Below are 25,800 nucleotides of genomic sequence, written 5' to 3'. Positions count from 1 at the left end.
ATTAGTAGAGTTCAATTATGTAAGATTTTAGCATAAAACCCGACTTACGCCTAAAAAAGCATTTGTAGAACTAGTAAAAAATAATCACTGCACGAACTGGGCAAATTAGCTATAATAAAACAGGAATGAACATAGAAAAAGGTGATATTTTGGCACAACTTTTTTTCCGCTATGGTGCGATGAATAGTGGCAAGTCGTTTGAAATTATCAAAGTGGCACACAATTACGAAGAACAAGGGAAACTGGTTTTTTTAATGACCAGTGCGCTTGACACTAGATCGACCGCAGGGATGATTGAATCACGAATTGGTCCCAAACGTCGAGCCTATTCCTTAGCACCAACAGCAGATGCCTATGAGATTATTGCTAATGCTCAAGAGCAGCACCACCAACGTGGTTCACATTTAAGTTGTGTTTTGGTTGATGAAGCCCAATTTTTAACTGAAAGCCAGGTCAAAGCTTTGGCGCGCATCGTTGATCAGCTGGACATCCCCGTCATGGCTTTTGGACTGAAAAATGATTTTCAAAATCAGTTATTTTCTGGTTCGCGGGCATTATTGTTGTATGCAGATAAACTAGAAGAGATGAAGACCATCTGCTGGTTTTGCGAGAATAAGGCAATTATGAACCTACGAGTCCATGACAATCGTCCGGTTTACGTTGGGGAACAGGTCCAGGTTGGAGGTAACGAAGCATACTACCCAGTTTGTCGCAAACATTACCAGGCTCCACCCCTCACAATAAATACCCCCAAAGGAGAATAGTATGGCTGATGATCAGACTAAACAAATTTACGACAAATTACAGTCCGTCTCTGATCGCTATGACGAATTAAATGAATTAATTAGTGATCCTGAAGTGATCGCTGATACGGAACGTTTTATGAAACTGTCCAAAGAAGAAGGAAGTTTGCGAGAAACGGTTGAGACTTACAACCGCTATCAGCAAGTGACGAATGAATTAGCGTCAGATCAGGAGCTTTTGCAAGAAAAGCTGGATGACGAGATGAGTACCATGGTAAAAAGTGAGCTTGCTGAATTGGAAACAGCCAAGACCGACTTGGAAAATCAGTTGAAATTATTGTTAATTCCAACTGATCCAAACGATGAGAAAAATATCATCATGGAGATTCATGGGGCTGCTGGTGGCGACGAAGCTAGCTTGTTTGCTGCTGATTTATATAATATGTACGTTAAATATGCCGAAAAGCAGCATTGGCAAGTTGAAATTATTGATGAAGCCGATACTGAAGTTGGTGGGTTTAAAGAGATCGTATTGATGATTACTGGTTCAAAAGTGTATTCCAAGTTGAAGTATGAAAACGGAGCACACCGAGTGCAACGGGTTCCAGAAACCGAATCAGCTGGTCGGGTTCATACTTCAACGGCAACCGTGGGTGTGATGCCTGAAGAAGAGGATGTTGACATTCAACTTGATCCAGCAGATATCCGTACGGATGTCTATCGTTCTTCAGGAGCCGGTGGACAACATATCAATAAGACCTCTTCAGCTGTTCGAATGACCCACCTGCCAACTGGAATTGTTGTAGCGATGCAGGATGAACGTTCTCAACAACAGAACCGGGCCAAAGCTATGAAGGTCTTAAAAGCACGAGTCTACGATTATTACAAACAAAAAGAGGAAGACCAGTACAATGCCCAGCGGAAGTCGGCTGTTGGAACGGGAGATCGCTCCGAGCGAATTCGAACTTATAATTTTCCACAAAATCGGGTCACTGATCATCGAATTGGTTTGACCCTCAATAAACTCGATAAGATTTTAGATGGCGATTTGGACGAAATTATCGATGCATTGATTGTTTCTGATCAAGCCGATAAATTGGAACATTTAAATGACAATCCCGAAGCTTGATTTTCCGGTAACTGTTTTTTCGGCGTTGAAATGGGCTACAGCCTCCTTACAACAAAGTGGACAGCAACCAACCGCTGCTAAAGAATTGCTTCAGGGACTTTTGGGCTGGAATTTAACCACCTTAGTGGCTAATTATCGGACCCAGTTGTCGGCAACTCAGCGGGATCATTTTGAAGAGGTCGTCCACCAGGCTTGTCAAGGACAACCAGTTCAGTACATTTTAGGGCAGGCGCCTTTTTATGGGCTGGAATTGCAAGTGAACCCGGCGGTTTTAATTCCTCGTCCTGAGACAGAAGAGTTAGTTGATTGGTTGTTGCATGATTATGGGACTAGTCGTCTTCGACTGCTCGATTTGGGAACGGGGAGTGGAGCAATTGCTTTGGCTTGTAAACATGAACGGCCGAATTGGCAGGTGCTGGGCAGTGATATTTCAAAAGCAGCTTTGCAGGTGGCCCGTCAAAATGCCACTGCCCTAGGATTGGATGTGACTTGGCAAGAAAGTGATTTGTTTCAAACCTTGCAAGGTCAACGGTTTGAAGTTATTATCAGCAATCCGCCCTACATTGCTAATTGTGAGCGCACGGTAATGGACCAGCAGGTGTTAGACTACGAGCCCAGCCAGGCGTTGTTTGCTTCTCATCACGGATTGGCCTTTTATCAGCGCATTGCTAATGAGATTGCCACTTACTTGACAAGACCTGGAACCCTCTATTTAGAAATTGGTTATCGGCAAGGGGTCGCTGTCCAAAGGTTATTGCAGCAGGCTAATCCAACGGCGCAAATAGGGTTGCAGCAAGATTTGGCAGGTCATGATCGGATGATTAAAATGAAGCTGAGATAGGAGCAGGTCTAAAAATGGAGACAAAGATTTATACCGCACAAGAATTATCAGCTGCCGCAGCTCAACTACGAGCAGGTGAGTTGGTAGCGTTTCCGACCGAAACTGTCTATGGCTTGGGGGCGGATGCCACTAATACGGCTGCCGTCAAAAAAGTATACCAAGCCAAAGGGCGTCCGAGCGATAATCCGTTGATTGTGCACGTAGCTGACGTTAAAACAGTGACCCAGTATGCCGCAACGCTTACGCCAACGGTTAAAAAATTAATGGATCAATTTTGGCCTGGGCCCTTGACAATTATTTTGAAATTAAAACCGCAAGCGCTTGCGGGAGTTGTAACTGGAGGACTATCTACGGCTGCTTTTCGTAATCCCCGACAGCCCATGACCAATGCATTGATTAAGGCTGCCGGCTTTCCCCTGGTAGGGCCATCAGCTAACACTTCGGGAAAACCAAGCCCAACGACAGCGGCACATGTCTATCATGATTTGCACGGTAAAATTGCTGGAATTCTCGATGCAGGACCCACGGAAGTTGGAGTTGAATCGACGGTTTTGGATATGTCAGCAAAGACGCCAACGATTTTACGACCAGGAGCGGTTACACGTGCTGACTTACTGCCGCTTCTTGGCGAAGTCTTAGAGCAACAGCCACTGGTTGGCAAAACGGAGATTCCGAAAGCACCAGGAATGAAATATACGCACTATTCACCTGCAGCGGCAGTTCAGATCGTCGATGACGATCAACAGTGGACTCCAGCCACTGCTTGGATAGCAACCCAATCCGACCCAGTGGGGGTTCTTGCGACTGAACAACAAATTAACATGCGAAAATGGCCGAAGAATGCCCACGTTATTTCTCTGGGGACTGATATTAATACAGCGAGTCAGCGTTTATTTGCGGGATTGCGCCAATTTGATTTGCAGCCAGAGATTAAACACATCTTAGTAACCGCCTTTCCTCGGACGGGACTGGGTGATGCTTATATGAATCGATTAGAAAAAGCAGCTGGTCAGAAACATTTTATTTCATTATAATTATTGTAACTACAATTGCTAGGGTTTATGAAATGAGGTTAGGACTATGGCATATGATTATCAAATCGATGATCCCGAATTATGGGATGCCATCACAGCAGAAAAGCACCGACAAGAAGATACGATCGAACTAATTGCGTCAGAAAACATTGTTTCTAATGCGGTTCGTGCCGCTCAAGGTTCCGTCTTAACCAATAAATACGCTGAGGGGTATCCAGGCAAACGTTACTATGGAGGCTGTCAAAATATTGACGTCGTGGAAAATTTGGCAATTGAGCGTGCCAAGGAGTTGTTTGGAGCTGAATACGTTAACGTCCAACCGCACTCGGGCTCTCAAGCAAATGAAGCTGCTTATGCGGCATTTTTAAAACCGGGTGATGTGATCTTGGGGATGGATCTTAATGCTGGGGGACATCTGACGCATGGTGCGAAAGTTAGTTTTTCAGGTCAGATCTATCAGTCCTATGCCTACGGATTGAATCCGCAAACGGAACGGTTGGATTATGAAGCGATTGCAGCTCAGGCTAAAAAAGTGCATCCCAAAATGATTGTAGCAGGGGCATCTGCCTATAGTCGGACAATTGACTGGTCAGCTTTTCGCAAGCTTGCCGATGACGTGGGGGCTTATCTAATGGTTGACATGGCCCACATTGCTGGCTTAGTTGCCACTGGACAACATCCAAGCCCCATTGGGATTGCAGACGTGGTGACCACTACAACCCATAAGACGTTGCGTGGTCCACGGGGTGGAATGATTTTGTCAACAGCTAAGTTCGGAGCAAAAATCAATTCAGCGGTCTTTCCTCGCACGCAAGGTGGTCCTTTGGAACATGTCATTGCGGGGAAAGCAGCAGCTTTTTATGAGGCACTGCAACCTGATTTTACGGCTTACACAAAGCAAGTGATCGAAAATGCTCAGGCAATGGCCGATGAATTTGCTAAATCGCAAGAAGTTCGAGTCGTTTCTGGAGGGACGGATAATCACCTGCTGACCATTGATTTAACGAAGACAACTCTTAATGGAAAAGAGGCACAGGCGCTCTTAGATTCAATTAATATCACTACTAACAAAGAGGCATTGCCAAATGAGCAACGTAGTCCGTTTGTTACTAGTGGGGTACGCTTGGGAACCCCAGCCATTACATCACGTGGATTTAACACAGCTGATACCCGCTTGGTTGCTCGCTTGATTATTCAAGCGGTTGAACACCCAACTGATCAAGCTGGTTTAGCTGAAATCAAGCGGTCAGTACACCAGCTATGTGCTGCCCATCCAATTACGAGATAATCGGTATGCAACCTGTGATACAATTACTAGCAGTTTAGAAAGAAAGGGGAGTGGTTTGGTTGAGTAAGTTTCACGTAATGGATCATCCGTTGATCCAACATAAGCTAAGCATTATTCGAGATAAAAATACCGGAACCAACGAATTTCGCGAGGTCGTAAACGAAATTGCTAACTTAATGGCCTTTGAGGTTACAAGAGATATGCCATTGAAGGATGTTGAGGTGGAGACCCCCATGGGAAAAGCCCGCACCCAAAAATTAGCTGGGAAAAAGGTGGCAGTTATTCCAATTTTGCGGGCTGGAATTGGAATGGTTGATGGCATTTTAGACTTGATTCCAAGTGCCCGGGTTGGTCATATTGGGATGTATCGTGATGAGAAGACGTTTGAACCTCATGAATATTTTGTAAAGCTCCCTTCAGATATTGAAGAACGGGAGGTATTGGTTGTTGACCCGATGCTAGCCACAGGAGGTTCGGCCATTATGGCAATTGATGCTCTGAAAAAGCGCGGTGCCCAAAACATTAAATTTGTGTGCTTAGTAGCAGCTCCAGAAGGAGTCCAAGCCCTAGAGGCGGCGCATCCGGATGTTGATATTTACGCAGCAGCACTTGATCAAAAACTTGACAATGGATACATTGTTCCGGGATTAGGCGATGCAGGTGATCGCCTGTTTGGAACAAAATAATTTTCTAAGGTAGAATCTTGTGATTCTGCCTTTTTATAAATGCACTCAAGTCACTGATTTTGCAAAATAATTGCTTTGTGTTTTCTGCGATTTGGTGGTATCATTCTCATTGAATTTTAGGTTTGTCTTTTTCAAGTCGAATCTAAAATAACTGACTAGTAGCATGTGAATTTGCGTGCTGCTCAGTTACTAGCTAATTGGCAAAAGAGGTGATAAATAGTGGAGGCAACTCGTACTTTTCAATTTTTAGGGCTGACTTTTAACGTTGGGAACATGATTTCCGGTGTGATTGTAGCCGCGATTGTTTTAGGGTTGGTGTTTATTTGTTCGCGTCATTTACAAATGAAACCCAGTGGCAAGCAGAACTTACTTGAGGCAATGGTTGATTTTACAAATGGAATTGTTAAATCAACCCTGCCAAGTGGTTCAACGCGCAGTTATGGTTTGTGGGCCTTTACCTTATTCTACTTTATCCTGATATCCAATTTGCTAGGATTATTCCTACATATTGAGATCGGTGGAGTGGTCTATGTTAAAAGCCCAACTGCAGATCCAATTGTAGCGATGTCATTTGCACTAATGTCACTGCTACTGGCCCAGTATTCAAGTGTGAAAAAATTGGGGTACAAGGGTCATTTTGCGACATATATGCAGCCAATTTCTTTTTTGTTACCAGTTAACTTAATGGAAGAGTTGACCAACTTCTTGACGTTGGGAATCCGGGTTTACGGTAATATATTTGCCGGTGAACTGTTGGCAGGACTAATTGCTAAATTAGCCTTTTCTGGTGGAATTTTGACCTTTGCGGTCTCAGTACCGTTAGAGTTGGCTTGGCAAGGATTCTCGGTCTTTATTGGCTGTATCCAAGCGTATGTTTTTGTAACGTTATCATGTGTTTATGTTTCTCAAAAATTATCGATTGAGGAATAAAAAGGAGGACTAACAATGGGAGCTATTGCTGCTGGAATTGCTATGGCTGGTGCCGCAATTGGTGCTGGGATTGGTGATGGAATTTTAATTTCAAAAATGCTTGAAGGGATGGCTCGTCAGCCTGAACTTAGTAACACCTTGCGAACGAACATGTTTATTGGGGTTGCCTTAATCGAAGTTATGCCAATCTTGGCCTTCGTTATTGCTATGCTAGTAATCAACAAGTAATAGCGGCGCCTTAATTAATTACAAAGGAGGTGTCAATAGATGTTTACACATTTGATTGTTGGAGCAACTTTTAACATCGGTGATGCACTTTTTTATGCAGTGCTCTTTATCATCTTGATGTGGATAGTTAAACTGGTTGCTTGGAAGCCCATCACGCAACTGATGCAAAATCGAGCTGATAAGATTTCGTCTGACATTGACTCAGCCGAGACAGCTCGCAATAATGCGGCGGCTCTTGAAAAAAAGCGGCAGGCTGCCTTACAGCAGTCCCAGGCTGAGGCAAGTGATATTATCACTCAGGCGCAACAGTCTGGTGATAACCGACGTGCAGAAATTATTAGTACTGCGCAGGCGGATGCCCAAACACTGAAAGCTAATGCTCAAAAAGACATTCAACAACAGCAACAAGATGCACTGGTTAATTCCAAAAATAATGTCGCAGACTTATCTATTGAGATTGCTTCCAAAATCATCCAAAAGAATCTTACTGCTGCCGATCAAAAAGCTTTGATTGATTCTTACATTGAAGGGTTGGGTAGTCATGAGTCTAAGTAAACTAGACGTTGCCAAACGCTATTCTAAGGCATTATATGAAACCTTGAGTGCTAACAATCAAATTTCAGCGGGGCAAGCCGATTTAAATGCATTAAAGTCGGTTTTTACAGCTAATCCAACCTTGGTACAAGCATTAACGAGTGTTGGCTTAACTCATTCACAAAAAGTAGCACTTTTAAACCCCCTGCTGACAGCAGCTGATACCCCATCTGTTTCTAAAATGGTGCAGATGTTGTTTGATTATGGTCGTATTGATGATTTGGTTGCGGTCGTAGATCAATTTAATGATCGCTATAATGACGAACACGGCATTGTCCGGGCCACGGTAGCAACGGCGGTGCCACTGGATGCTCTGCAACAGGCTAAAATTGCACAAGCGCTTTCAAAACGGCTTCAGGTGCAGCACGTTAACCTAGATGTCAATGTCGATCCAAGCCTAATTGGTGGCTTAGTAGTACATTCGGCGGGAGTAGTCTTTGATGGTAGCGTGCGGACAAAGATTCAACAAATGCGACAGTTGTTGCTGTCTTGAGATCCAGATATTAAAGAGGTGAAACTTTTATGAGCATTAAAGCTGAAGAAATCAGCGCACTAATTAAGAAACAATTAGACGGTTACCAAGATGAGTTAACGGTTGCAGAAACAGGGATTGTTACTTACATTGGTGATGGTGTTGTTCGAGCTTATGGTCTTGATAATGCGTTGTCTGGAGAACTTCTTGAGTTCCAGAACGGCGTTTATGGAATGGTTCAAAACTTGGAAAGCAATAACGTTGGGATTGTAGTGCTTGGTGATGATACCGGGATTCGCGAGGGTGATTCTGTCAAGCGAACTGGGCGCATCATGGAAGTTCCCGTCGGAGAAAATTTAGTTGGTCGTGTGGTTAATTCTCTGGGTCAGCCAATCGATGGGAAAGGTCAGATCACGACAGAAAAAACTGCTCCTATTGAACACAAAGCACCTGGAATCATGGAGCGTAAATCAGTTGACCAACCGCTACAAACCGGAATTAAAGCGATTGATGCGCTAGTTCCGATTGGTCGTGGTCAACGAGAACTAATCATTGGGGATCGAAAGACCGGTAAAACTTCGATTGCAGTTGATACGATCCTTAATCAAAAAGATCAAAATATGATTTGTATCTATGTAGCCATTGGTCAAAAAGATTCAACCATTAAGCAACAGGTTGAAACTCTTCGGCGCTTTGGAGCCTTAGATTACACCATTGTTATCACGGCAGGACCATCAGAGCCAGCACCACTGCTCTATGTTGCTCCTTATGCCGGGGCGGCCATGGGTGAGTATTTTATGAATAAGGGTCGCGATGTCCTGATTGTTTTTGATGATTTAACGAAGCAGGCCAATGCTTATCGGGAACTCTCCTTGATTTTACGACGGCCACCTGGTCGAGAAGCTTATCCAGGAGATATTTTTTACACCCACTCGCGGTTATTGGAACGAGCAGCTAAGCTGAATGATAAACTTGGGGGTGGTTCGATGACAGCGCTCCCAATCGTCGAAACTCAGGCGGGAGATGTATCAGCCTACATTCCAACCAATGTGATTTCCATTACTGATGGTCAGATTTTCTTAAATTCAGACATGTTTTATTCTGGCGACCGCCCAGCGATTGATGCGGGAACTTCCGTATCTCGAGTTGGTGGTGACGCTCAGATTCCAGCTATGAAAAAAGTTGCGGGGACCCTGCGAATTGACTTGGCTTCTTATCATGAGCTCGAATCTTTTGCACAATTTGGGTCTGATCTTGATGAAGCTACGCGCAGTAAGCTTGATCGAGGAGCCCGCACCGTTGAGGTTTTGAAGCAAAAATTGCATGATCCAATCCCAGTAGAAAAACAGGTATTAATTCTTTACTGCCTTACCCATGGATATCTTGATAAATTACCGGTGGATGACGTTTTACGTTTTCAAACCGAACTTTTCCATAATTTTGATGATTCCCATGCTGATTTGTTACAGCAAATCAAAACAACTGGGAAGTTACCTGATGAAGATGCACTGAAAGCAGCTGTTTCATCATTTATGGAGCTTTTTAAACCTTCGACACCTGCTAGTGCAAAGCAATAAGTGAAGGGAGGTTATGAAACATGGCCGCTTCAATGAATGAAATTAAGCATCGGATAGCATCGACCAAGAGTACGCGCCAGATTACTGACGCAATGCAAATGGTTCAGACGGTTAAGCTAAATCAGATTCAGGGACAGACCAAAACGTACAATGAATACGTGGCGAAGATTAAAGCCGTTGTGATGCATCTTGCAGAAACACATATGCTTGACAAGCAAAAGCCAAAACAACCGCAAACCGGACCGACTAAGACCGGCTATTTGGTAATTACCTCTGATCGTGGGATGGTTGGTAGTTATAACAGTAACGTATTACGTGGAACGAATAATTTCATTAAATCCCATACACCTAACAAAGATAATTACGTATTAATGGCCGTTGGTAGTACTGGTGCTGATTTTTACAAGAAAAATAACGAAAACGTTGTTTATGAATATCGGGGCGTTTCTGACATTCCAACCTTTACCGAGGTAAAGGAAATTGTGAAGACAGTAACTCAGATGTATGATGACGGTGTTTATACCGAACTCTATGTTTGTTACGAGCACTTTGTAAACCGAGTTCGGGCCGATTTTGTAACGGAGCGTCTCTTGCCCATGGATCGTGAATCTGTAGAGGAAAGTATGCAAGGAGCTAATGGCGCTGGATCCAATGTTCGTGCACAGGTTTTGTCGGCTGAGTACGAAGTTGAACCAACTGAGTCGGAAGTTTTACAGTCAATCTTGCCACAGTATGCCGAGAGTCTGGTCTATGGAGCAATTTTGGATGCTAAGACTTCCGAACATTCTTCGAGCTCGATGGCAATGAAATCAGCTACAGAAAATGCAGATGATTTAATTTCTAGGTTACAGTTGACCTATAACCGGGCTCGGCAAGCAGCCATTACGACAGAAATTACTGAAATTACAGGTGGTCAAGAGGCTTTGAATCACTAAAGATAGGAGGGATTAGCACATAATGAATACTGGTAAAGTTGTCCAAGTAATTGGTCCAGTTGTTGATGTTGAATTTCCTCTCGATGGCGATTTGCCAAAAATTAACGATGCATTACGTGTACAAAAAGGCAATGATCAGGTTTTGGTGACTGAAGTAGCCTTGGAACTTGGTGACGGTGTGGTACGAACGATTGCCATGGACGGAACTGATGGTTTACAGCGTGGAATGCAGGTTGATAATACCGGAGCTCCAATCGAAGTTCCGGTTGGTAAGGAGACCCTCGGTCGAGTATTTAACGTCCTTGGAGAGACGATTGATGGTGGACCTGAATTTGGACCAGAAGCAACTCGGTGGGGAATCCATCGGGATGCCCCCAAATTTGATGATATTAATCCGTCTGCCGAGGTTCTTGAAACTGGAATCAAGGTTATTGACTTATTAGCGCCCTATATTCGGGGTGGAAAAGTTGGATTATTCGGTGGAGCTGGAGTTGGTAAGACCGTTTTAATTCAAGAATTAATTCATAACATTGCCCAGGGGCACAACGGAATTTCCGTGTTTACCGGAGTCGGTGAACGAACCCGTGAAGGTAATGATATGTACTTTGAAATGAAAGGTTCGGGTGTTTTGGACCAGACCGCCATGGTGTATGGACAAATGAACGAGCCGCCTGGTGCACGAATGCGGGTCGCCTTGACCGGTTTGACGATTGCCGAGTACTTTCGTGATGAGGCTGGTAAAGATGTATTGCTCTTTATTGACAATATTTTTCGCTTTACGCAGGCCGGGACGGAAGTTTCAGCCCTCTTAGGTCGGATTCCATCGGCGGTTGGGTATCAACCAACGTTAGCAACCGAAATGGGGCAGCTACAAGAACGAATCACTTCCACTAAAAAGGGTGCCATTACCTCGATTCAAGCGGTGTACGTGCCAGCTGATGATTATACTGATCCGGCTCCTGCAACAACTTTTGCGCATTTGGATGCTACGACTAATCTGGAGCGTTCGCTGACTCAACAAGGAATTTACCCAGCGGTTGATCCGTTAGCTTCTACTTCTTCAGCGGTTGATCCAGAGATTATTGGAGAAGAGCACTTTAATGTAGCCAGTGAAGTTCAGCATGTTTTACAGCGGTATCGTGAGTTGCAAGATATTATTTCAATTCTGGGAATGGACGAATTGTCGGATGAAGAACGAACCATTGTTGGTCGGGCTCGTCGGATTCAATTTTTCTTGTCACAACCATTCTCAGTTGCCGAGACCTTTACGGGGGTTGCTGGAAAATATGTTTCTGTTAAGGATACCGTGGCTGGCTTTAAGGGGATCTTGGATGGTCAATACGACTATATTCCCGAAGATTTCTTTAGAAACTGTGGTCCCATTGAAGACGTTGTTGATAAGTACAAGGCTAGTCAACAAGCTAACCAGTAAGGAGGGATCTAATTGGCTGATAAAGCAGTATTAGCAGTTAGTATCGTTACCCCTGATGGTGAAGAATATACCAATCAAAACGTTGAATTAGCAGTTGTGCAAACTAAATCTGGGGATTTAGGAATCATGCCTAATCATATTCCGGTCATTGCGGCTTTGAAAATTGCACCGGCTATCTTCAAATTTGGGGATCAACAATCTGATATTCTTGCAGTTAATGGTGGTTTCATTGAGTTTTCAAACAATGAGTTGACGATTGTCGCTGATAGTGCGGAACCCAAGAATAAGATTGATGTAAATCGGGCTGCCAATGCTAAGGAACGGGCCGAACATGAACTCGAAAAAGCTCGTAATTTACATGATACTGATACGATGAACCGAGCTGAAGTAGCACTGCAACGGGCTTTAAACCGAATTAACGTTGCAAATCGCAGATAGGGTTTGCAATTGGACTAAAAAACACTTTCGTTAGGAATCTGATCAATGTTTAGCAGGTTCTTACAACAAAAGTGTTTTTTTGCTGTAGTTGGGGTTATTTCAGCGAGGGGCACTATCGCTAAACTCGGACAAGTGATTGATACTATGCTAAAATGAACGTTAGAAAAAGTGGAGGAATCGGCAATGAATGTATTTGGAATGCAGGCGTTAATCGGGGTTATTTGTCAGTTGTTTTTCGTAGGAATTGCTTTTTGGGCCATTCAGGGAATTCATTTTGAACGATTTTTACCCATTCAGGAACGCCAAGGAAAGATTTTAATTGTTTTATTAGCAATCGTGATTGGATTTACCTGCAGTTCATTTTTCCTCTCCTTTATCGACAATCTTAGAAATTTAACGTTATTATTTTAAGGCGATTAGGAGAAATTAATTATGGATAAAATCGTGGTGCAAGGTGGTCATCCTTTGACGGGAACCGTGAACGTTGAAGGAGCAAAAAATGCAGTTTTACCGATTTTGGCGGCCGGAATTTTGGCTAGTAGCGGTCAAACAAGTCTGACAAATTGTCCTATTTTGTCAGATGTATATGTGATGAATGACGTATTGCGAAGTTTACAGGTTCACGCAGATTTTGAAGAGGCGCAGCATCAGATTACTTTGGATGCGACTGGTCAGCTAAATTTTGAAGCACCATTTGAATATGTTTCGAAGATGCGAGCTTCCATTGTCGTCTTAGGACCACTCTTAGCCCGCTTAGGGCATGCTCGAGTTGCATTACCAGGTGGTTGTGCAATTGGTTCACGTCCGATTGACATTCATTTGCGGGGCTTTGAAGCGATGGGAGCGCAAATTGAACTTCATGAGGGATATGTTGATGCCACTGCTCCTGATGGACTTCATGGAGCTATGATTTATTTTGATTTTCCAAGTGTGGGTGCAACCCAGAATATCATGATGGCTGCGACTTTAGCTGCTGGTAAAACGGTGATCCAAAATGTTGCCCGTGAGCCCGAAATCATTGATTTAGCAGAATTGCTGACCGAAATGGGAGCTAAAATTACTGGAGCTGGGACGGATACGCTCGAAATTGAGGGGGTAGCAGCGCTCCATGGAGCTAACCATCGAATCGTCCAAGACCGGATTGAAGCAGGAACTTTTATGGTTGCTGCGGCGCTAACTAAGGGGAATGTGCTTGTAAAAGATGCCATCAGTAATCATAATCAGCCATTGATTGCTAAACTACGAGAAATGGGAGTTACGGTGACGGCAGAAGCAACTGGTCTACGGATTATTGGGCCAGATGAACTTTTACCAGTCGAGGTTGAAACGGCTCCCTATCCAGGATTTCCCACGGATTTACAACCCCAGATGACGGTTTTGCAGTTGGCTGCGAACGGAGTTAGTACCTTAACTGAAAATGTTTTTGAAAATCGGTTTATGCATCTAGATGAGCTTCGCCGGATGAATGCAAAATATGAAATTAAGGGTGATAGCGTAATTTTGCATGGACCGACGAAATTTGAAGGGGCTGAAGTTGCAGCCACCGATTTGCGTGCCGCTTCGGCGTTGGTTTTGGCTGGTTTGGTTGCTTCAGGAGAAACAGTTGTGACCAACCTACAGTATTTAGACCGCGGTTACTATCAATTGGAACAGAAACTTAGTAATTTGGGTGCCAATGTTAAGCGGATAAACGATCCTCAGGACTAGGAGGGATTGTTTTTTCGCTATGGTATAATGGTCTTGAGTAATTTTTAATGGAGGTAAATTTTAAATGGCTGAAGATATTGGGATTGATTTAGGAACGGCCAATGTGTTGGTGGCTGTTACTGGCAAGGGTGTTGTTTTGAACGAACCGTCGGTTGTTGCCGTGGACACCAAGACAAACAAGGTCTTAGCAGTAGGTAAAGAAGCCTACGAGATGGTTGGTCGGACTCCAGGAAATATCAAAGCAATTCGCCCATTAAAAGATGGGGTCATCTCTGATTTTGACATTACGGAAGAGATGCTGACTCATTTTATTAGTAAACTAAATGTAAAGGGATTTGTTTCAAAACCCAAGGTAATGATCTGTGCACCAACTAATATTACGAATATTGAGCGTAAAGCAATTATTGAAGCAGCGCAAAAAGCAGTTGGTGGCGAAGTTTTCTTAGAGGAAGAACCCAAAGTTGCAGCGGTCGGGGCCGGAATGGATATTTTCCAACCAACTGGTAGTATGGTCATTGATATTGGGGGAGGAACTTCTGATATTGCTGTAGTTTCATTAGGTGACATTGTCGCTAGCAAATCGCTTAAGATTGCTGGAGATGTGATGAATCAAGATATTATTGACTACATGAAACAACATCATAAGATTGTAGCGGGTGAGCATACGGCGGAAAAAATCAAAAAAACGATTGGAACTGCTAAAGCTTCTAGTTCAAATGACCAGCATATGGATGTACGGGGTCGTGATGCGGTCACGGGGATGCCAATTTCGGTTACGATTACTAGCAAAGAGATTGCAACGGCGTTAGCTGGAACGATTGAGCAAATTGTGAACGGGGCTAAAAACGTCTTAGAAACCATTCCACCCGAGTTAGCAGCTGATATCATTGATCGCGGTATCATGTTAACCGGTGGTGGCTCGATGCTAGCGGATCTTGATCAAGTGATCTCTGATGAATTAACCGTTCCAGTGGTGATTTCTGAGGATCCCTTAGAAAACGTCGCCAAGGGTGCGGGGGTTCTTCTAGACCATATGAGTAAAAGCCAGCCTCAAAAACAACGACGCCGATTCAATTTATTTGGAAATCGTAAAGCTTAGGTGAACTTTTGCAACCAATATTAATTAAATTGATTTCTTGGTATCAAACGGCTATTTCGAAACGAACACCAGCTCGTTGCCGTTATTTTCCAACTTGTTCGAACTACGCGCTGACAGCGATTAAACGGTTCGGAGCGTTGCAAGGGAGCTTGATGGCAAGTGCACGGGTTTTACGTTGTAATCCATTTGTGCACGGTGGTTTTGATCCCGTACCGATCACCTTTAGTTTATGTTCAGAAAAAACCCGCCAAAAACGTAAAAAGATGAAGGGAAATTAGTTTAATGTCCAAAAAAGAAAAAAAGATTGAGGTTCGCGTGCTTGCTGACCCAAACCAAGAAAACCAACAATTGGTGCAGATTAAAAATGAGACAATTGGGGTCATCACACAGCAAGCGGATCGTTTTGATTGTGTGGTTGGCGATCGTCATTTTCATGAAAAAACTAGTGCGGCAGCGCTGCAACAAGTGGTAAGTGAATATAATCTGCATCAACGTTAACCAGCATATTAAGGGGTGTTCAGTTTGTTTCGAAGAGGATCAGTAACAACTGATAATCGGATTGATTGGAGCATTATTTTTTGTGTGCTAATGCTGGCTTTGATTGGGCTAGGCTCAATTTATGTCGCCGCTTCGCATGACACAGGAACTACTTCAGTGGTTAAAGCAGTTGTTTCACAGTTGATTTGGTATGCGATTGGGACGATTGCCATCGTAGTGATTATGCAATTTGATTCTGAGCAGCTCTGGAAACTGGTTCCGTATGCCTATGGGGTGGGACTGTTTTTATTGTTTGCCGTATTATTTTTGTATAGTCGTTCGTATTTTGTGCAAACAGGAGCCAAAAGTTGGTTTGCAATTGGACCGTTTACTTTTCAACCTTCCGAAATTATGAAGCCGGCCTACATTTTGATGGAGGCCAAGGTCATTACGGAACATAATCACAACCAGCCGGTTCACACGATCAGGGGGGACTGGAAGTTAATTGGTAAGCTGCTCTTGTGGACCTTACCGATTGTCATACTATTAAGATTACAAAATGATTTTGGTACGACCGTAGTATTTTTGGCGATCCTTGGGGGATTGCTCATTGTTTCCGGAATTAGTTGGAAAATCTTAGGACCGGGGATTCTATTGTTCATAGCAATGGTCGCAACCGCGGTTGCATTGGTGGCCACTAAACCGGGACGGGTATTTTTAGGTCATTTGGGATTTCAGGATTATCAGTTTGCAAGAATTGACAGTTGGTTACATCCAGCTTCTGATTCTAGTAACCAGGGCTTTCAATTGTGGCAAAGTATGAAAGCAGTTGGTTCTGGGGGATTAACCGGGACGGGTTTTAACGTCTCAAAGGTATATGTACCTGTACGAGAATCCGATATGATTTTTTCCGTGATGGGAGAAAATTTTGGTTTTGTTGGTGGCACGTTATTAATTCTACTGTACTTCTTATTAATCTATGAGATGATCAAGGTGACTTTCCAGACTAAAAATGTCTTTTATGCTTATATTTCTACTGGTGTCATTATGATGATTCTGTTCCATGTGGTTGAAAATATTGGCATGAGCATTGACCTAATTCCCATGACAGGGATTCCATTACCATTTATTAGCCAAGGAGGATCCGCTCTGATTGGTAACATGATTGGAATTGGGCTAATTATGTCAATGCAGTATCATAATCAAAGCTCGATGTTCAGTACCGAAAAACAATTTTCTTAAAAGTAACCGCTCTAGATTGAATTGATCAATTTAGAGGGTTATTTTTTTAATGCGTCTTTTGTGGTGGGGTGGTATACTTAGGGTTCTAGAATATGCGAATGGTAAGAAGGAGAAAAGCAATGACGAACAAATTACATGTAGCATTAATTTTTGGGGGCGACTCGTCCGAACATGATGTTTCAAAGCGATCAGCTCATAATATATATGATGCTATGGATCAGAACAAGTATGATGTGAGCCTCTTTTTAGTAACTCGTTCAGGGATCATTTTGAGTGATGCAGATTCACGCAAGGTTTTTGCTGGTGAAAGTGAAGAACAGGTGATTGCTAATGCCCAGCAGGAATCAGCTGATTTCCCCCTAGCTCCGATTATGGAGCTAAACAGCGTAAAAAAGATTGATGTCTTTTTCCCCATTATTCATGGTAATTTGGGGGAAGATGGAACCATTCAGGGATTATTGCGATTGTTAAAGACTCCGTACGTTGGTAGTGGAACAATGGCTTCTGCGATGGCTTACGATAAGGATATTACGAAAAAATTATTAAATGAATGTGGAGTTCGTAATACCAAATATGTTTTGATTACGGCGGCTAACCGGCGTCAGTGGAATTATCAGCAGCTGACGGAGCACTTGAATTCAACAACCCTCTTTCTCAAACCGGCTCGCCAGGGCTCTTCCATTGGGATTCATCAGATTAATAATCAGGATCAATATGAAGCAGGACTCGAAGATGCTTTTCGTTACGATGATAAGATTCTGATTGAAGAAGCAATTGAAGGTCCAGAAGAAGTCGAGATTTCGATTCTTGGCAATGAACATCCCCAGGCTTCCAAATTAGGAGCAATTAAGGTACCAAAGGATGATGGTTTTTACACCTATGATAATAAGTTTGTGGATGCTAGCCAGGTTGAATTCACCATTCCAGTTCAATTGCCAGATGAGGTAACCGCAGAAATCACGGAAATGGCGCTTAAAGCGTACCGAGAACTCGAATTAAAAGGGATGGCCCGGATTGACTTTCTTGTTTCCAAAAACCTGACACCTTATTTTGGTGAAGTAAATACACTTCCTGGATTTACCAATATTTCACTATATCCACAACTCTGGGAGGCTTCTGGGATTAGTTACTCAGAATTAATTGATCGATTGATTCAGCTGGCTCAAGATGAGTTTGTTCGGCAACAAAAGCTTCTGCATGACTTTAAACCGTTAAAACAAGGGGACCAAAAGAAAGTCTACCGATCAAGATAATGAAATGTTTTTCAACCAAAAAAACCACTGTCTGCTGATAGTGGTTTTTTTAATAATCAGAAAGAATAATTACATCAAAGACCAGAGGCTTGGCGTAGTTATCAATAGCCAGGTTTACTTACCAAAACACATTGACATTAGTTTGAGTTACTTTCATAATTTTTGATGGAAAAATTATTTATAATTTTATAACTTTTATTGCCATCTGGCTAATTTATGCAGAAAGGAATTAAAAATCGTGCTTTTACCCTCACCAGCAGTGTTGCAGCGCTTAGGAAAATTAGTCAGGCAACACCGCCAAGAACTACACATGTCACAAGCAGAATTGGCAAAAGGGATTTGTACTCAGACGACAATCAGTGCACTTGAGAATAATGGCTGCTTTAATAAATGGACGATTGTGCCTGTCTTATTGGAGCGGCTTCAAATCAAACTGCAAGAGTTAGAAAAGGAAACAAATTATCATTATGGGGTTCGGCAACTAAATCAAATCGAGCTGGACTTGTTAACCTATCGTTTTCATCGAGCCCAACGACGGTTAATCCAGTTGAAATTTGAAAATTTAGAGGGGACCTTACTGCGAGCACGTTATTGGTGCGCTCTAGGATTTTGCCAGTTGTTTACTGACGGATCTTTAGATGATGCAACTATGAATTTTAGTCAAGTACTACAAAATCAGCAAAAGATTATTGATCAACTGCTGTTAGGCTGGAGTCATTTTGGAATGACAGTTGCTTATCAGCGGCTGGGTTTTTCCAAACAAACTCACCGATCGATTACGCAAGCAAGCCGATATTTAGAGCTCAGTTTTACCAGTTTGAAAACGCAACAGGAATTATTTGATAGCATTCGGTTGTCGGTTTCGATTGTTGCGTTTGCGCTGCAACTACAAGAACCGCAACTGGCACAGCGTGAATGTCGGTTAGCTCTCCAGTTGTTACAGCAACAATACTCGGATTATGGCTTGTCTGAGCTTTACTATTTAAGTGGGTTGAGCCATCGGCTGTTGGATCAGCAACAAGGCGCTCAGACTGATTTGTCAAGGGCAGCGGGACTTGATTTTTTACCAACAGCAGTTAATCTAAAACACCTGCAGCGTAAATTATCCAAGCTTTGTTGTGAAAGTTAAAATAAAATCCGCTTAGAGTGATTTCTAAGCGGATTTTTAACAATTATTCGACTTTTTTACTAGCTTGTTTGGCAGAAATGGAATCACCCTTCATCGTCGTCCGGACGACGAGTACATCGCACTGGGCATTTCTTGTTACATACTCAGTGACCGAACCGACTAGTAGGCGGGCAACCGCATTCAAGCCAGTTGCTCCAATCATAATGAGATCAGTTTGCATTTGCTTAGGCAGATCCTTGGCGATAATCGTTTTAGGAGCACCATACTCAATCGAATAATCAACTTGCTGGATCCCAGCAGCATGGGCTTCTTTTACATATTTTTCTAAACGTTCTTTGCTTTCGCTAGTGACATCGTTGATAATTTCGGTGTCGAAACTAGAAATATCCTGAAAAGTTCTTGTATCGATGGCATGGACAATGTGTAAATGAGCATTGTTACGTTTTGCCACGGCGATGGCTTTTTCAAAAGCAGCTTCAGCGCCGTAAGAACCATCAACAGGAACCAAGATGTTCGCGTATTCTTGTAACATGATTAATCACCTCACTATTTAATACCATCAGTGTAATGCAAATTTCGTTGCTTTACCACAATTATTTTTTGTTCATAAATTGAATAATTAAAAGTTCCGGAACCACACAACCAATACAGCCCAGGATCAAGACAATGAGAGTTAAACTGGTACTCTGCAATAGGGCAGCCAAAATTCCAATGACAGCAATCAGCAAGAGGGCACTGCCACTGATTTTTAAAATTTGTTGGAGGGCTGGCTGGTTCTGCGGATAGAATAATAAAAATGATTTGTTTTGGTGAGTAAGAAAAAAGATGCCGTTAGCGGCTAATAAAAATGAAAATAAAAACACAAGAGCATTTAAAGCCATCTCTCTATTCCTTTCGCTGAGCTGCTCGCAATTTTTGATATTGAAGCGCTAATGCTTGTTCAAATTTACCATTTTGTTTTGGTTTGTAGTACTGATCGTTTTTGATGCGGTCAGGTAGGTACTGTTGGGCGACCCAGTCGTTTGGAAAATCATGGGGATATTGATAACCGACATGTCCCAACTGCTTAGCGCCCTGAAAGTGCGTGTCTCGCAGATGAGCGGGAATCTCACCGTAGTCCCCATGCTTAATGCGCTCGGTGGCTGCTTGAATCGCTTGGATCCCAGAGTTTGATTTTGGTGACAAGCAGAGTTCAATAATGGTGTCTGCAATTGGAATCCGAGCTTCTGGTAATCCAATCCGATCACAGGTGGTAACTGCTGAGACGGTCCTTGCAGCCGCAGCGGGATTGGCCAGACCAATATCTTCATATGCGATCACTAACAGCCGTCTAGTAAGGGAGTTGATGTCGCCAGACTCTAATAACCGAGCGGCATAATGTAAAGCAGCATTGACATCGGAGCCGCGAATTGATTTTTGAAGAGCTGACAAAACATTATAGTGAGCATCTCCATTTTTATCTTGGGTTAGGGCTTTTTTCTGTAGGCAAGCTTCGATATCTGCCAATTGCAGATGAATTTTTCCAGTGTTTGTTTTAGGGGTTGATTTAGCCGCTAATTCAAGGGCATTTAGAGCGCTACGGAGATCGCCGTTAGTACTGTGAGTCAAAAAATTTAGAGCCGCTTGATCTAACTGGATCGGTTCTTGACCAAGCCCTTTTTCCTTATCGTGGAGGGCGCGCATGACTGCTGTTTCAATGTCGTGGCTTTCAAGCGGATGAACTTGAAAAATTTGAGTACGGGAACGAATGGCGGGACTAATATTGATGTAGGGATTTTCAGTCGTTGCGCCAATCAAGATGATTTGACCGCTTTCTAATAAGGGTAATAAAAAATCTTGCTTCGCTTTATCTAATCGATGAATTTCATCAAGCATTAAAACCACCGTACCACTGAGTTTTGCCTCTTCAGCAACGATCTGTAGATCTTTTTTAGTGTCAGTGGCAGCATTTAAGATGCGAAAGGCATACTTTGATGAACCGGCAATGGCACTAGCAATACTAGTTTTTCCCGTTCCAGGTGGTCCATACAAAATCATGGAAGACAGTAATTTAGCGGTGACCATCCGATTAATAATTTTACCAGGCGCCACTAAGTCTTTTTGACCGACGATTTCTTCTATCTTGTTAGGTCGCATGCGGTAGGCAAGGGGTTGTTGCATAAAAGTCCTTTCTTATTTATGAAATAAACGTTGCCAAATTGATTTATGGGTAGCAGGTTGCGCCGAAGCCGTTGTGGTAGCGGAAGCTTTAAAGGCAACTTCAGCTAGATTAATGGCATGATCTGCAGCAATTACAATTGCATTTTTATCAGGAGCAATTGCATAAATTTGATCAGTTTTGAGGGTGAATTTAACGTTATGCGTTGTTGCTAATTTCAGGTAGGGGGATTGCTGCTCAGGGGAAAGGTTTCCATTGATGAGCATGACATAGTCTGGATGATCATTAATTACCTGTTCAGCGGCGGCTAAGGCTTGGGGATTGGTTATCTGACTGACTGTAATTGTGAGAGCAACCCGTTCTCGAAAAGTTCCCAGATAGGTTCGCTGCTCGTCGGGATTGATTTTGGGAGTTGTCCCATTCATTGATTGTTCTAACCGATTTTGAACTTCATCTGCGTCTGCCATAATTATTAAGCTCCTTTGAGGTGGTTTTCTTAATTGTATCATTAACAACAAAAAAAGCGGACTCGATTGAGAGCCGCTTTTTTGCTGAGTTCGACTTACCGGTTGTAGAATTCAACCACTAGCGAAGTATCAATATTAGCGTTAAGTTCATCAGGCTGAGGGAAGCGAGTCAATGAACCTTCGAGCTTATCAGCATCGAAAGAAACAAAGGCAGGGCGACTAATAACGTCCTTAACTGCTTCTTGGATGATGTTAAGAGTCTTGGATTTTTCTCGAACGCCGATAACTTGGCCAATCTTCACTTCATAAGAAGGAATATCAACTCGTTGACCATCGACGGTAATGTGACCGTGGTTTACCAACTGTCGTGCTTGACGACGAGTAGTTGCTAATCCCAAACGATAGACAACGTTATCTAAACGCCGTTCCAACATAATCTCAAAGTTATCACCATGTCGGCCTTCTCGAATCTTACCAGCAGTTAAGAATAGAGAGTAAAACTGCCGTTCGGTTAAACCGTACATGTAACGCATCTTTTGCTTTTCCCGAAGTTGTAAACCGTATTCGGAAATGTTTTGGCGCCGACCTTGACCATGAACACCAGGAGCATAAGGACGACGTTGTAATTCTTTTCCAGTACCTGAAAGTGAGATACCTAATCGCCGAGAAATTCTCCAGCTTGGACCTGTATAACGAGACATAAAAAAATCCTCCAATAAATAATTTGGAGTAAAATAATCAATGTACACTTAGTATTCGTGCATATCGCTTGGGATGTTCACCACAGCAGCCGATGTGGGTACTAATCAAACTATCGGGTTGGATAGCAACGACATGTTGACGACCTTACCATGTACTGCTGCATTATTTTACACATTTATAATTTTATAATTACAAACAATAAAAGTCAAATAAGGGCTTAAAAACCGAGTTGATTTAAAACTATCCGCTGGTTGACGGCGGATTTATGATATAATCGGCATTAAAGTAGTAACTCAATATCTTTATTAAGTAAGGTTGGGAAAACATGCTAAATGTAATTATTGGGATTCTAGTGATTATTGTCATTATTTACCTAGCAGTTGTGATCTATCAGCGTCGTTCTCTGAAGCAGGTAACGGCAATGGAAGGGGAACTGAATCGGTTGCGCAAGTCACCGGTTGTTCACGCCCTTCATCATGGACAGCAACTGGGATTAACCGGTCCAGCCGCTCAACAAGTTCAACAGGAGATGGTCCGATACGAACAGCTATCAAAAAAACAGTTCCCTAAGATTAAACAAGAGCTAGCTCGCACACAGCGGGCAACGCGTGGTCTCAATATTTTGCAGACGCGTGATGACTTGGAGCTAGTTCGTGGCGACTTGGAGCAGGCAGCTCATGAATTAGACGAGATTCAGGCCACGGTTACGCAGATAGAAGCAATTCACGAAAAGCACCGCCAAGCGGTATCTGATTTAGAGCAACGCTATCAAAAGCTTCGCAAAGAGTTATTAACTAAAAATGCTGCGTTTGGTCCGGCCATTGATGCACTGGAGGGTAAACTATCGCAGCTGGAAACAGCCTTTTCTGATTTTTCCCAATTAGCTCGGGATGGTGAACAGGAGGAGGCTGAGCCCAAACTTAACACGTTGGAAACGGAGACAAGTGAGCTAGAAGAGCTTGTTAAGCAGTTGCCGGCGTTGTATCAGCTCAATCACGACCAGTTTCCCAAGCAACTAGCAGAGATTTCTGATACTTATCAGCAAATGAAGCAAGCTGGATTTGCCTTTGTGGATGATGATTTTTTGGCAACCATCCAATCACTCCGACAGTTGATTGCAGAAAACAATGAGAATATCAAGCACGTGGATCTTGAAGTGATTAAAGATCAGGATGATGAGCTTGAAAATGCAATTAATAGTCTGTACGATCGTTTGAGTGTTGAGTTGGATGCCAAACAAATAGTTGATCAGAAGTCACCAGTACTGACCGATTTTATTGATCATGCTCAAAATCAAAACCAGCTGTTGGTAGCAGAACTGGATAAACTTAGTCATAATTACACTTTAGAGCATGGGGAACAAGCAGCTGCACAAAAGTTTGCACAGCAGTTGCAAGCAATTAGTGATCAGCACCAGCAGGATTTGCAAGCAATCGCTGAAAAGCAGGCGATCTATTCGCAAATTTCAAATCGGTTGGAGCAGGCACAACAGGAGCTCACACAGATTGAAAAACAACAAATTGCCGTGAATGATTCCATTGCGGACTTGAGCCAAGAAGAACGAGATGCGCAACTGGCATTAGATCATTTGACTAATGATTTACATGGGATTCACCGGCGCATTGAAAATTATAATCTTCCGGGGATTCCAGATGATTATATTGATTATTTTACGATGGTTAGTGATGAATTACAGCAGTTAGAACAAACAATGAAGCAGGCTAAGCTCAGCATGGACGATGTTGGTAAACAACTTCAACAAATTCGTAAGGATCGGGACAGTTTACAAGAAAAGACCGATGATTTACTCGACCAAGCCCGATTAGCAGAACAGGTCATGCAGTATGCTAATCGCTACGCTACTAGCCAACCAGACATTGCAGAGGCTCTCAAGCAAGCTAAGCACTTGTTTGAAATTAATTATCGTTATCGCGATAGTTTAGCAACGATGGTAAGTGCACTTGATAAAGTAGAACCGGGAGCTTACCGGCGCTTAGAAAACAATTATTATCGCAACAAGCCAACGACCACCAATAGTTAAGCAAGCCAGGCTGATTAGCCTGGTTTCGTTTTGAAGTGAGGAAAATATGATTTATTTTGATAATAGTGCTACCACCAAAATTGCTCCCGCAGTTCTTCAAACTTATCAGCAAGTTAGTGAAAAGATTTGGGGAAATCCTTCTAGTTTACATGATTTTGGTGAACAAGCTCATCAATTGTTGCAACAGGCTCGGGCTCAGATTTTTGATCAGTTACACCTACATGCAGGTCAAGTGTATTTTACCAGTGGCGGTACGGAGGGAGATAACTGGATTATTAAGGGAACGGCGTTAGCAAAAGCTTCCTTTGGGCGTCATATCATTACAACCCAGGTCGAACATGCAGCAGTTTTAGAATCAATGCACCGATTAGAGCAGTTCGGGTTTGAAGTAACCTACCTTCCGGTTGATAAAACCGGTCGGATTCGACCAGCTGATTTGCAAGCAGCGCTTCGTTCTGACACGATTTTAGTTTCAATTATGGCGGTTAATAATGAGATGGGGGCTGTACAACCGCTACTAAGCGTTGCTAAAATTTTACAGCAGTATCCTAAAGTTCATTTTCATGTGGATGCCGTTCAAGCGCTAGGCAAGCAACTGGATCAGGTGGTCTTTAATGATCGCCTTGATTTCGCCACCTTTTCCGGACATAAGTTTCATGCGCCACGAGGGGTTGGCTTTATCTATGCTCGGAATGGACGGACTCTCGTACCATTACTTGATGGTGGTGGTCAAGAAATGGGGCAGCGCAGTGGCACAGAAAATTTGCCAGCAATTGCGGCATTATCCAAGGCGGTTCGATTGTTAAAAACGAATGAAGCTGTTAAAGTAACACAACAACAAGCAATTCGGACGTGCATTTACCGCCACCTGCAAACCTTTTCTAAAGTGGTTTTGATTTCTGGTTTGTCAGATGAATTTGCACCACACATCTTGTGTTTTGCGATTCGCGGAGTTAAGGGAGAAACGGTTGTACACGCCTTAGAAGAACAAGGTATTTATCTCTCAACCACTAGCGCTTGTTCTTCGAAAAAAGGTCTTCCTTCCACTACCTTAGCAGCAATGCATTTGGATCCGGATGTGATTAACGGTGCCGTTCGGATCTCTCTAAGTGATCAAAATGAACTGGAAGAAGCCCACCAATTTAATCGAGTCTTTGATGGATTGTACCAGCGGTTCGCAGCATTAAGTTAACTAAAA

29 protein-coding genes are annotated in these 25,800 nt (G+C 42.9%); 24 read left to right on the top strand and 5 right to left on the bottom strand.

The annotated features are described in order from the left end of the window. Positions 1-149: 149 nt before the first annotated feature. The 22 genes from FC87_RS00415 (at position 150) to FC87_RS00310 (ending at position 19,234) form a co-directional block, all read left to right on the top strand. Complete coding sequence (locus tag FC87_RS00415) at positions 150-764, top strand: thymidine kinase (protein WP_035422500.1); 615 nt, start codon at positions 150-152, stop codon at positions 762-764. A gap of 1 nt (position 765) precedes the next feature. Next, positions 766-1,872 (top strand): peptide chain release factor 1, encoded by a 1,107-nt coding sequence (gene prfA / locus FC87_RS00410; protein ID WP_009166509.1) that lies wholly within the window; start codon positions 766-768, stop codon positions 1,870-1,872. Continuing rightward, positions 1,853-2,713, top strand: coding sequence for a peptide chain release factor N(5)-glutamine methyltransferase (gene prmC / locus FC87_RS00405; RefSeq protein WP_056961298.1), 861 nt, complete (start codon positions 1,853-1,855; stop codon positions 2,711-2,713). The genes prfA and prmC overlap by 20 nt, the downstream gene beginning before the upstream one ends. A gap of 14 nt (positions 2,714-2,727) precedes the next feature. Further along, the gene (locus FC87_RS00400) at positions 2,728-3,747 is read left to right on the top strand and encodes an L-threonylcarbamoyladenylate synthase (protein WP_056961296.1); all 1,020 of its coding nucleotides are present in this window, start codon (positions 2,728-2,730) and stop codon (positions 3,745-3,747) included. A 46-nt stretch (positions 3,748-3,793) separates the two neighbouring features. After that, positions 3,794-5,035, top strand: coding sequence for a serine hydroxymethyltransferase (glyA, locus tag FC87_RS00395; RefSeq protein ID WP_056961294.1), 1,242 nt, complete (start codon positions 3,794-3,796; stop codon positions 5,033-5,035). A 59-nt stretch (positions 5,036-5,094) separates the two neighbouring features. Beyond that, positions 5,095-5,721, top strand: a complete 627-nt coding sequence (gene upp / locus FC87_RS00390) for a uracil phosphoribosyltransferase (protein WP_054689960.1) — start codon at positions 5,095-5,097, stop codon at positions 5,719-5,721. A gap of 219 nt (positions 5,722-5,940) precedes the next feature. After that, the gene (gene atpB / locus FC87_RS00385) at positions 5,941-6,651 is read left to right on the top strand and encodes a F0F1 ATP synthase subunit A (RefSeq protein WP_082619185.1); all 711 of its coding nucleotides are present in this window, start codon (positions 5,941-5,943) and stop codon (positions 6,649-6,651) included. 15 nt (positions 6,652-6,666) lie between these two features. Continuing rightward, on the top strand, positions 6,667-6,879 hold the full coding sequence (gene atpE, locus FC87_RS00380; RefSeq protein WP_009166515.1) for a F0F1 ATP synthase subunit C: 213 nt from the start codon (positions 6,667-6,669) through the stop codon (positions 6,877-6,879). Positions 6,880-6,918: 39 nt separating this feature from the next. Continuing rightward, positions 6,919-7,434: a F0F1 ATP synthase subunit B gene (gene atpF / locus FC87_RS00375; RefSeq protein ID WP_056961292.1), complete on the top strand. Its 516-nt coding sequence runs from the start codon at positions 6,919-6,921 to the stop codon at positions 7,432-7,434. After that, entirely contained in the window at positions 7,421-7,966 is a 546-nt protein-coding gene (atpH, locus tag FC87_RS00370; protein ID WP_054689963.1) for an ATP synthase F1 subunit delta, read from the top strand. Before atpF ends, atpH begins: the two co-directional genes overlap by 14 nt. 29 nt (positions 7,967-7,995) lie before the next feature. After that, positions 7,996-9,522: a F0F1 ATP synthase subunit alpha gene (atpA, locus tag FC87_RS00365; RefSeq protein ID WP_009166518.1), complete on the top strand. Its 1,527-nt coding sequence runs from the start codon at positions 7,996-7,998 to the stop codon at positions 9,520-9,522. 20 nt (positions 9,523-9,542) lie between these two features. Next, entirely contained in the window at positions 9,543-10,457 is a 915-nt protein-coding gene (locus FC87_RS00360; RefSeq protein WP_009166519.1) for a F0F1 ATP synthase subunit gamma, read from the top strand. Between the two features lie 22 nt (positions 10,458-10,479). Beyond that, positions 10,480-11,889: a F0F1 ATP synthase subunit beta gene (gene atpD / locus FC87_RS00355; RefSeq protein WP_056961289.1), complete on the top strand. Its 1,410-nt coding sequence runs from the start codon at positions 10,480-10,482 to the stop codon at positions 11,887-11,889. 12 nt (positions 11,890-11,901) lie between these two features. Continuing rightward, on the top strand, positions 11,902-12,327 hold the full coding sequence (locus FC87_RS00350) for a F0F1 ATP synthase subunit epsilon (protein ID WP_009166521.1): 426 nt from the start codon (positions 11,902-11,904) through the stop codon (positions 12,325-12,327). A gap of 183 nt (positions 12,328-12,510) precedes the next feature. Beyond that, the gene (locus FC87_RS00345) at positions 12,511-12,738 is read left to right on the top strand and encodes a DUF1146 family protein (protein ID WP_009166522.1); all 228 of its coding nucleotides are present in this window, start codon (positions 12,511-12,513) and stop codon (positions 12,736-12,738) included. Between the two features lie 21 nt (positions 12,739-12,759). After that, on the top strand, positions 12,760-14,034 hold the full coding sequence (gene murA / locus FC87_RS00340; protein WP_009166523.1) for a UDP-N-acetylglucosamine 1-carboxyvinyltransferase: 1,275 nt from the start codon (positions 12,760-12,762) through the stop codon (positions 14,032-14,034). A gap of 64 nt (positions 14,035-14,098) precedes the next feature. After that, on the top strand, positions 14,099-15,133 hold the full coding sequence (mreB, locus tag FC87_RS00335) for a rod shape-determining protein (RefSeq protein WP_056961287.1): 1,035 nt from the start codon (positions 14,099-14,101) through the stop codon (positions 15,131-15,133). Between the two features lie 8 nt (positions 15,134-15,141). Beyond that, on the top strand, positions 15,142-15,411 hold the full coding sequence (gene yidD, locus FC87_RS00330; RefSeq protein WP_009166525.1) for a membrane protein insertion efficiency factor YidD: 270 nt from the start codon (positions 15,142-15,144) through the stop codon (positions 15,409-15,411). 4 nt (positions 15,412-15,415) lie between these two features. Continuing rightward, a complete protein-coding gene (locus FC87_RS00325; RefSeq protein ID WP_009166526.1) occupies positions 15,416-15,631 on the top strand; it encodes a DUF2969 family protein in 216 nt (71 codons plus the stop codon). A gap of 24 nt (positions 15,632-15,655) precedes the next feature. Further along, complete coding sequence (locus FC87_RS00320) at positions 15,656-16,852, top strand: FtsW/RodA/SpoVE family cell cycle protein (RefSeq protein WP_009166527.1); 1,197 nt, start codon at positions 15,656-15,658, stop codon at positions 16,850-16,852. Positions 16,853-16,971: 119 nt separating this feature from the next. Beyond that, positions 16,972-18,105: a D-alanine--D-alanine ligase family protein gene (locus tag FC87_RS00315; RefSeq protein ID WP_056961285.1), complete on the top strand. Its 1,134-nt coding sequence runs from the start codon at positions 16,972-16,974 to the stop codon at positions 18,103-18,105. Positions 18,106-18,343: 238 nt separating this feature from the next. Further along, positions 18,344-19,234, top strand: a complete 891-nt coding sequence (locus FC87_RS00310; RefSeq protein WP_009166529.1) for a helix-turn-helix transcriptional regulator — start codon at positions 18,344-18,346, stop codon at positions 19,232-19,234. A 43-nt stretch (positions 19,235-19,277) separates the two neighbouring features. Here FC87_RS00310 and FC87_RS00305 read toward each other — a convergent pair whose 3' ends face one another. The 5 genes from FC87_RS00305 to rpsD all read right to left on the bottom strand — a co-directional run bounded on the left by FC87_RS00305 (position 19,278) and on the right by rpsD (position 22,560). Further along, complete coding sequence (locus tag FC87_RS00305; protein ID WP_056961283.1) at positions 19,278-19,766, bottom strand: universal stress protein; 489 nt, start codon at positions 19,764-19,766, stop codon at positions 19,278-19,280. 61 nt (positions 19,767-19,827) lie between these two features. Then, entirely contained in the window at positions 19,828-20,115 is a 288-nt protein-coding gene (locus FC87_RS00300; RefSeq protein WP_009166531.1) for a hypothetical protein, read from the bottom strand. 4 nt (positions 20,116-20,119) lie between these two features. Further along, the gene (locus tag FC87_RS00295) at positions 20,120-21,394 is read right to left on the bottom strand and encodes a replication-associated recombination protein A (protein WP_056961281.1); all 1,275 of its coding nucleotides are present in this window, start codon (positions 21,392-21,394) and stop codon (positions 20,120-20,122) included. Positions 21,395-21,406: 12 nt separating this feature from the next. Then, a complete protein-coding gene (locus FC87_RS00290; RefSeq protein WP_009166533.1) occupies positions 21,407-21,859 on the bottom strand; it encodes a YueI family protein in 453 nt (150 codons plus the stop codon). 95 nt (positions 21,860-21,954) lie between these two features. Next, positions 21,955-22,560 (bottom strand): 30S ribosomal protein S4, encoded by a 606-nt coding sequence (gene rpsD / locus FC87_RS00285; protein ID WP_054689974.1) that lies wholly within the window; start codon positions 22,558-22,560, stop codon positions 21,955-21,957. 326 nt (positions 22,561-22,886) lie between these two features. Here rpsD and ezrA point away from each other — a divergent pair, with 326 nt between their 5' ends. After that, entirely contained in the window at positions 22,887-24,602 is a 1,716-nt protein-coding gene (gene ezrA, locus FC87_RS00280) for a septation ring formation regulator EzrA (RefSeq protein WP_054689977.1), read from the top strand. 46 nt (positions 24,603-24,648) lie between these two features. Beyond that, positions 24,649-25,794 (top strand): cysteine desulfurase family protein, encoded by a 1,146-nt coding sequence (locus FC87_RS00275; protein ID WP_054689980.1) that lies wholly within the window; start codon positions 24,649-24,651, stop codon positions 25,792-25,794. The last annotated feature ends 6 nt before the right edge of the window (positions 25,795-25,800 follow it).

It is taken from the genome of Fructilactobacillus florum DSM 22689 = JCM 16035 (assembly GCF_001436645.1).
Classification (GTDB): domain Bacteria; phylum Bacillota; class Bacilli; order Lactobacillales; family Lactobacillaceae; genus Fructilactobacillus; species Fructilactobacillus florum.
The sequence above is the reverse complement of the archived record's forward strand: the minus strand, read 5'-3'. Positions and strand labels throughout refer to the sequence as shown.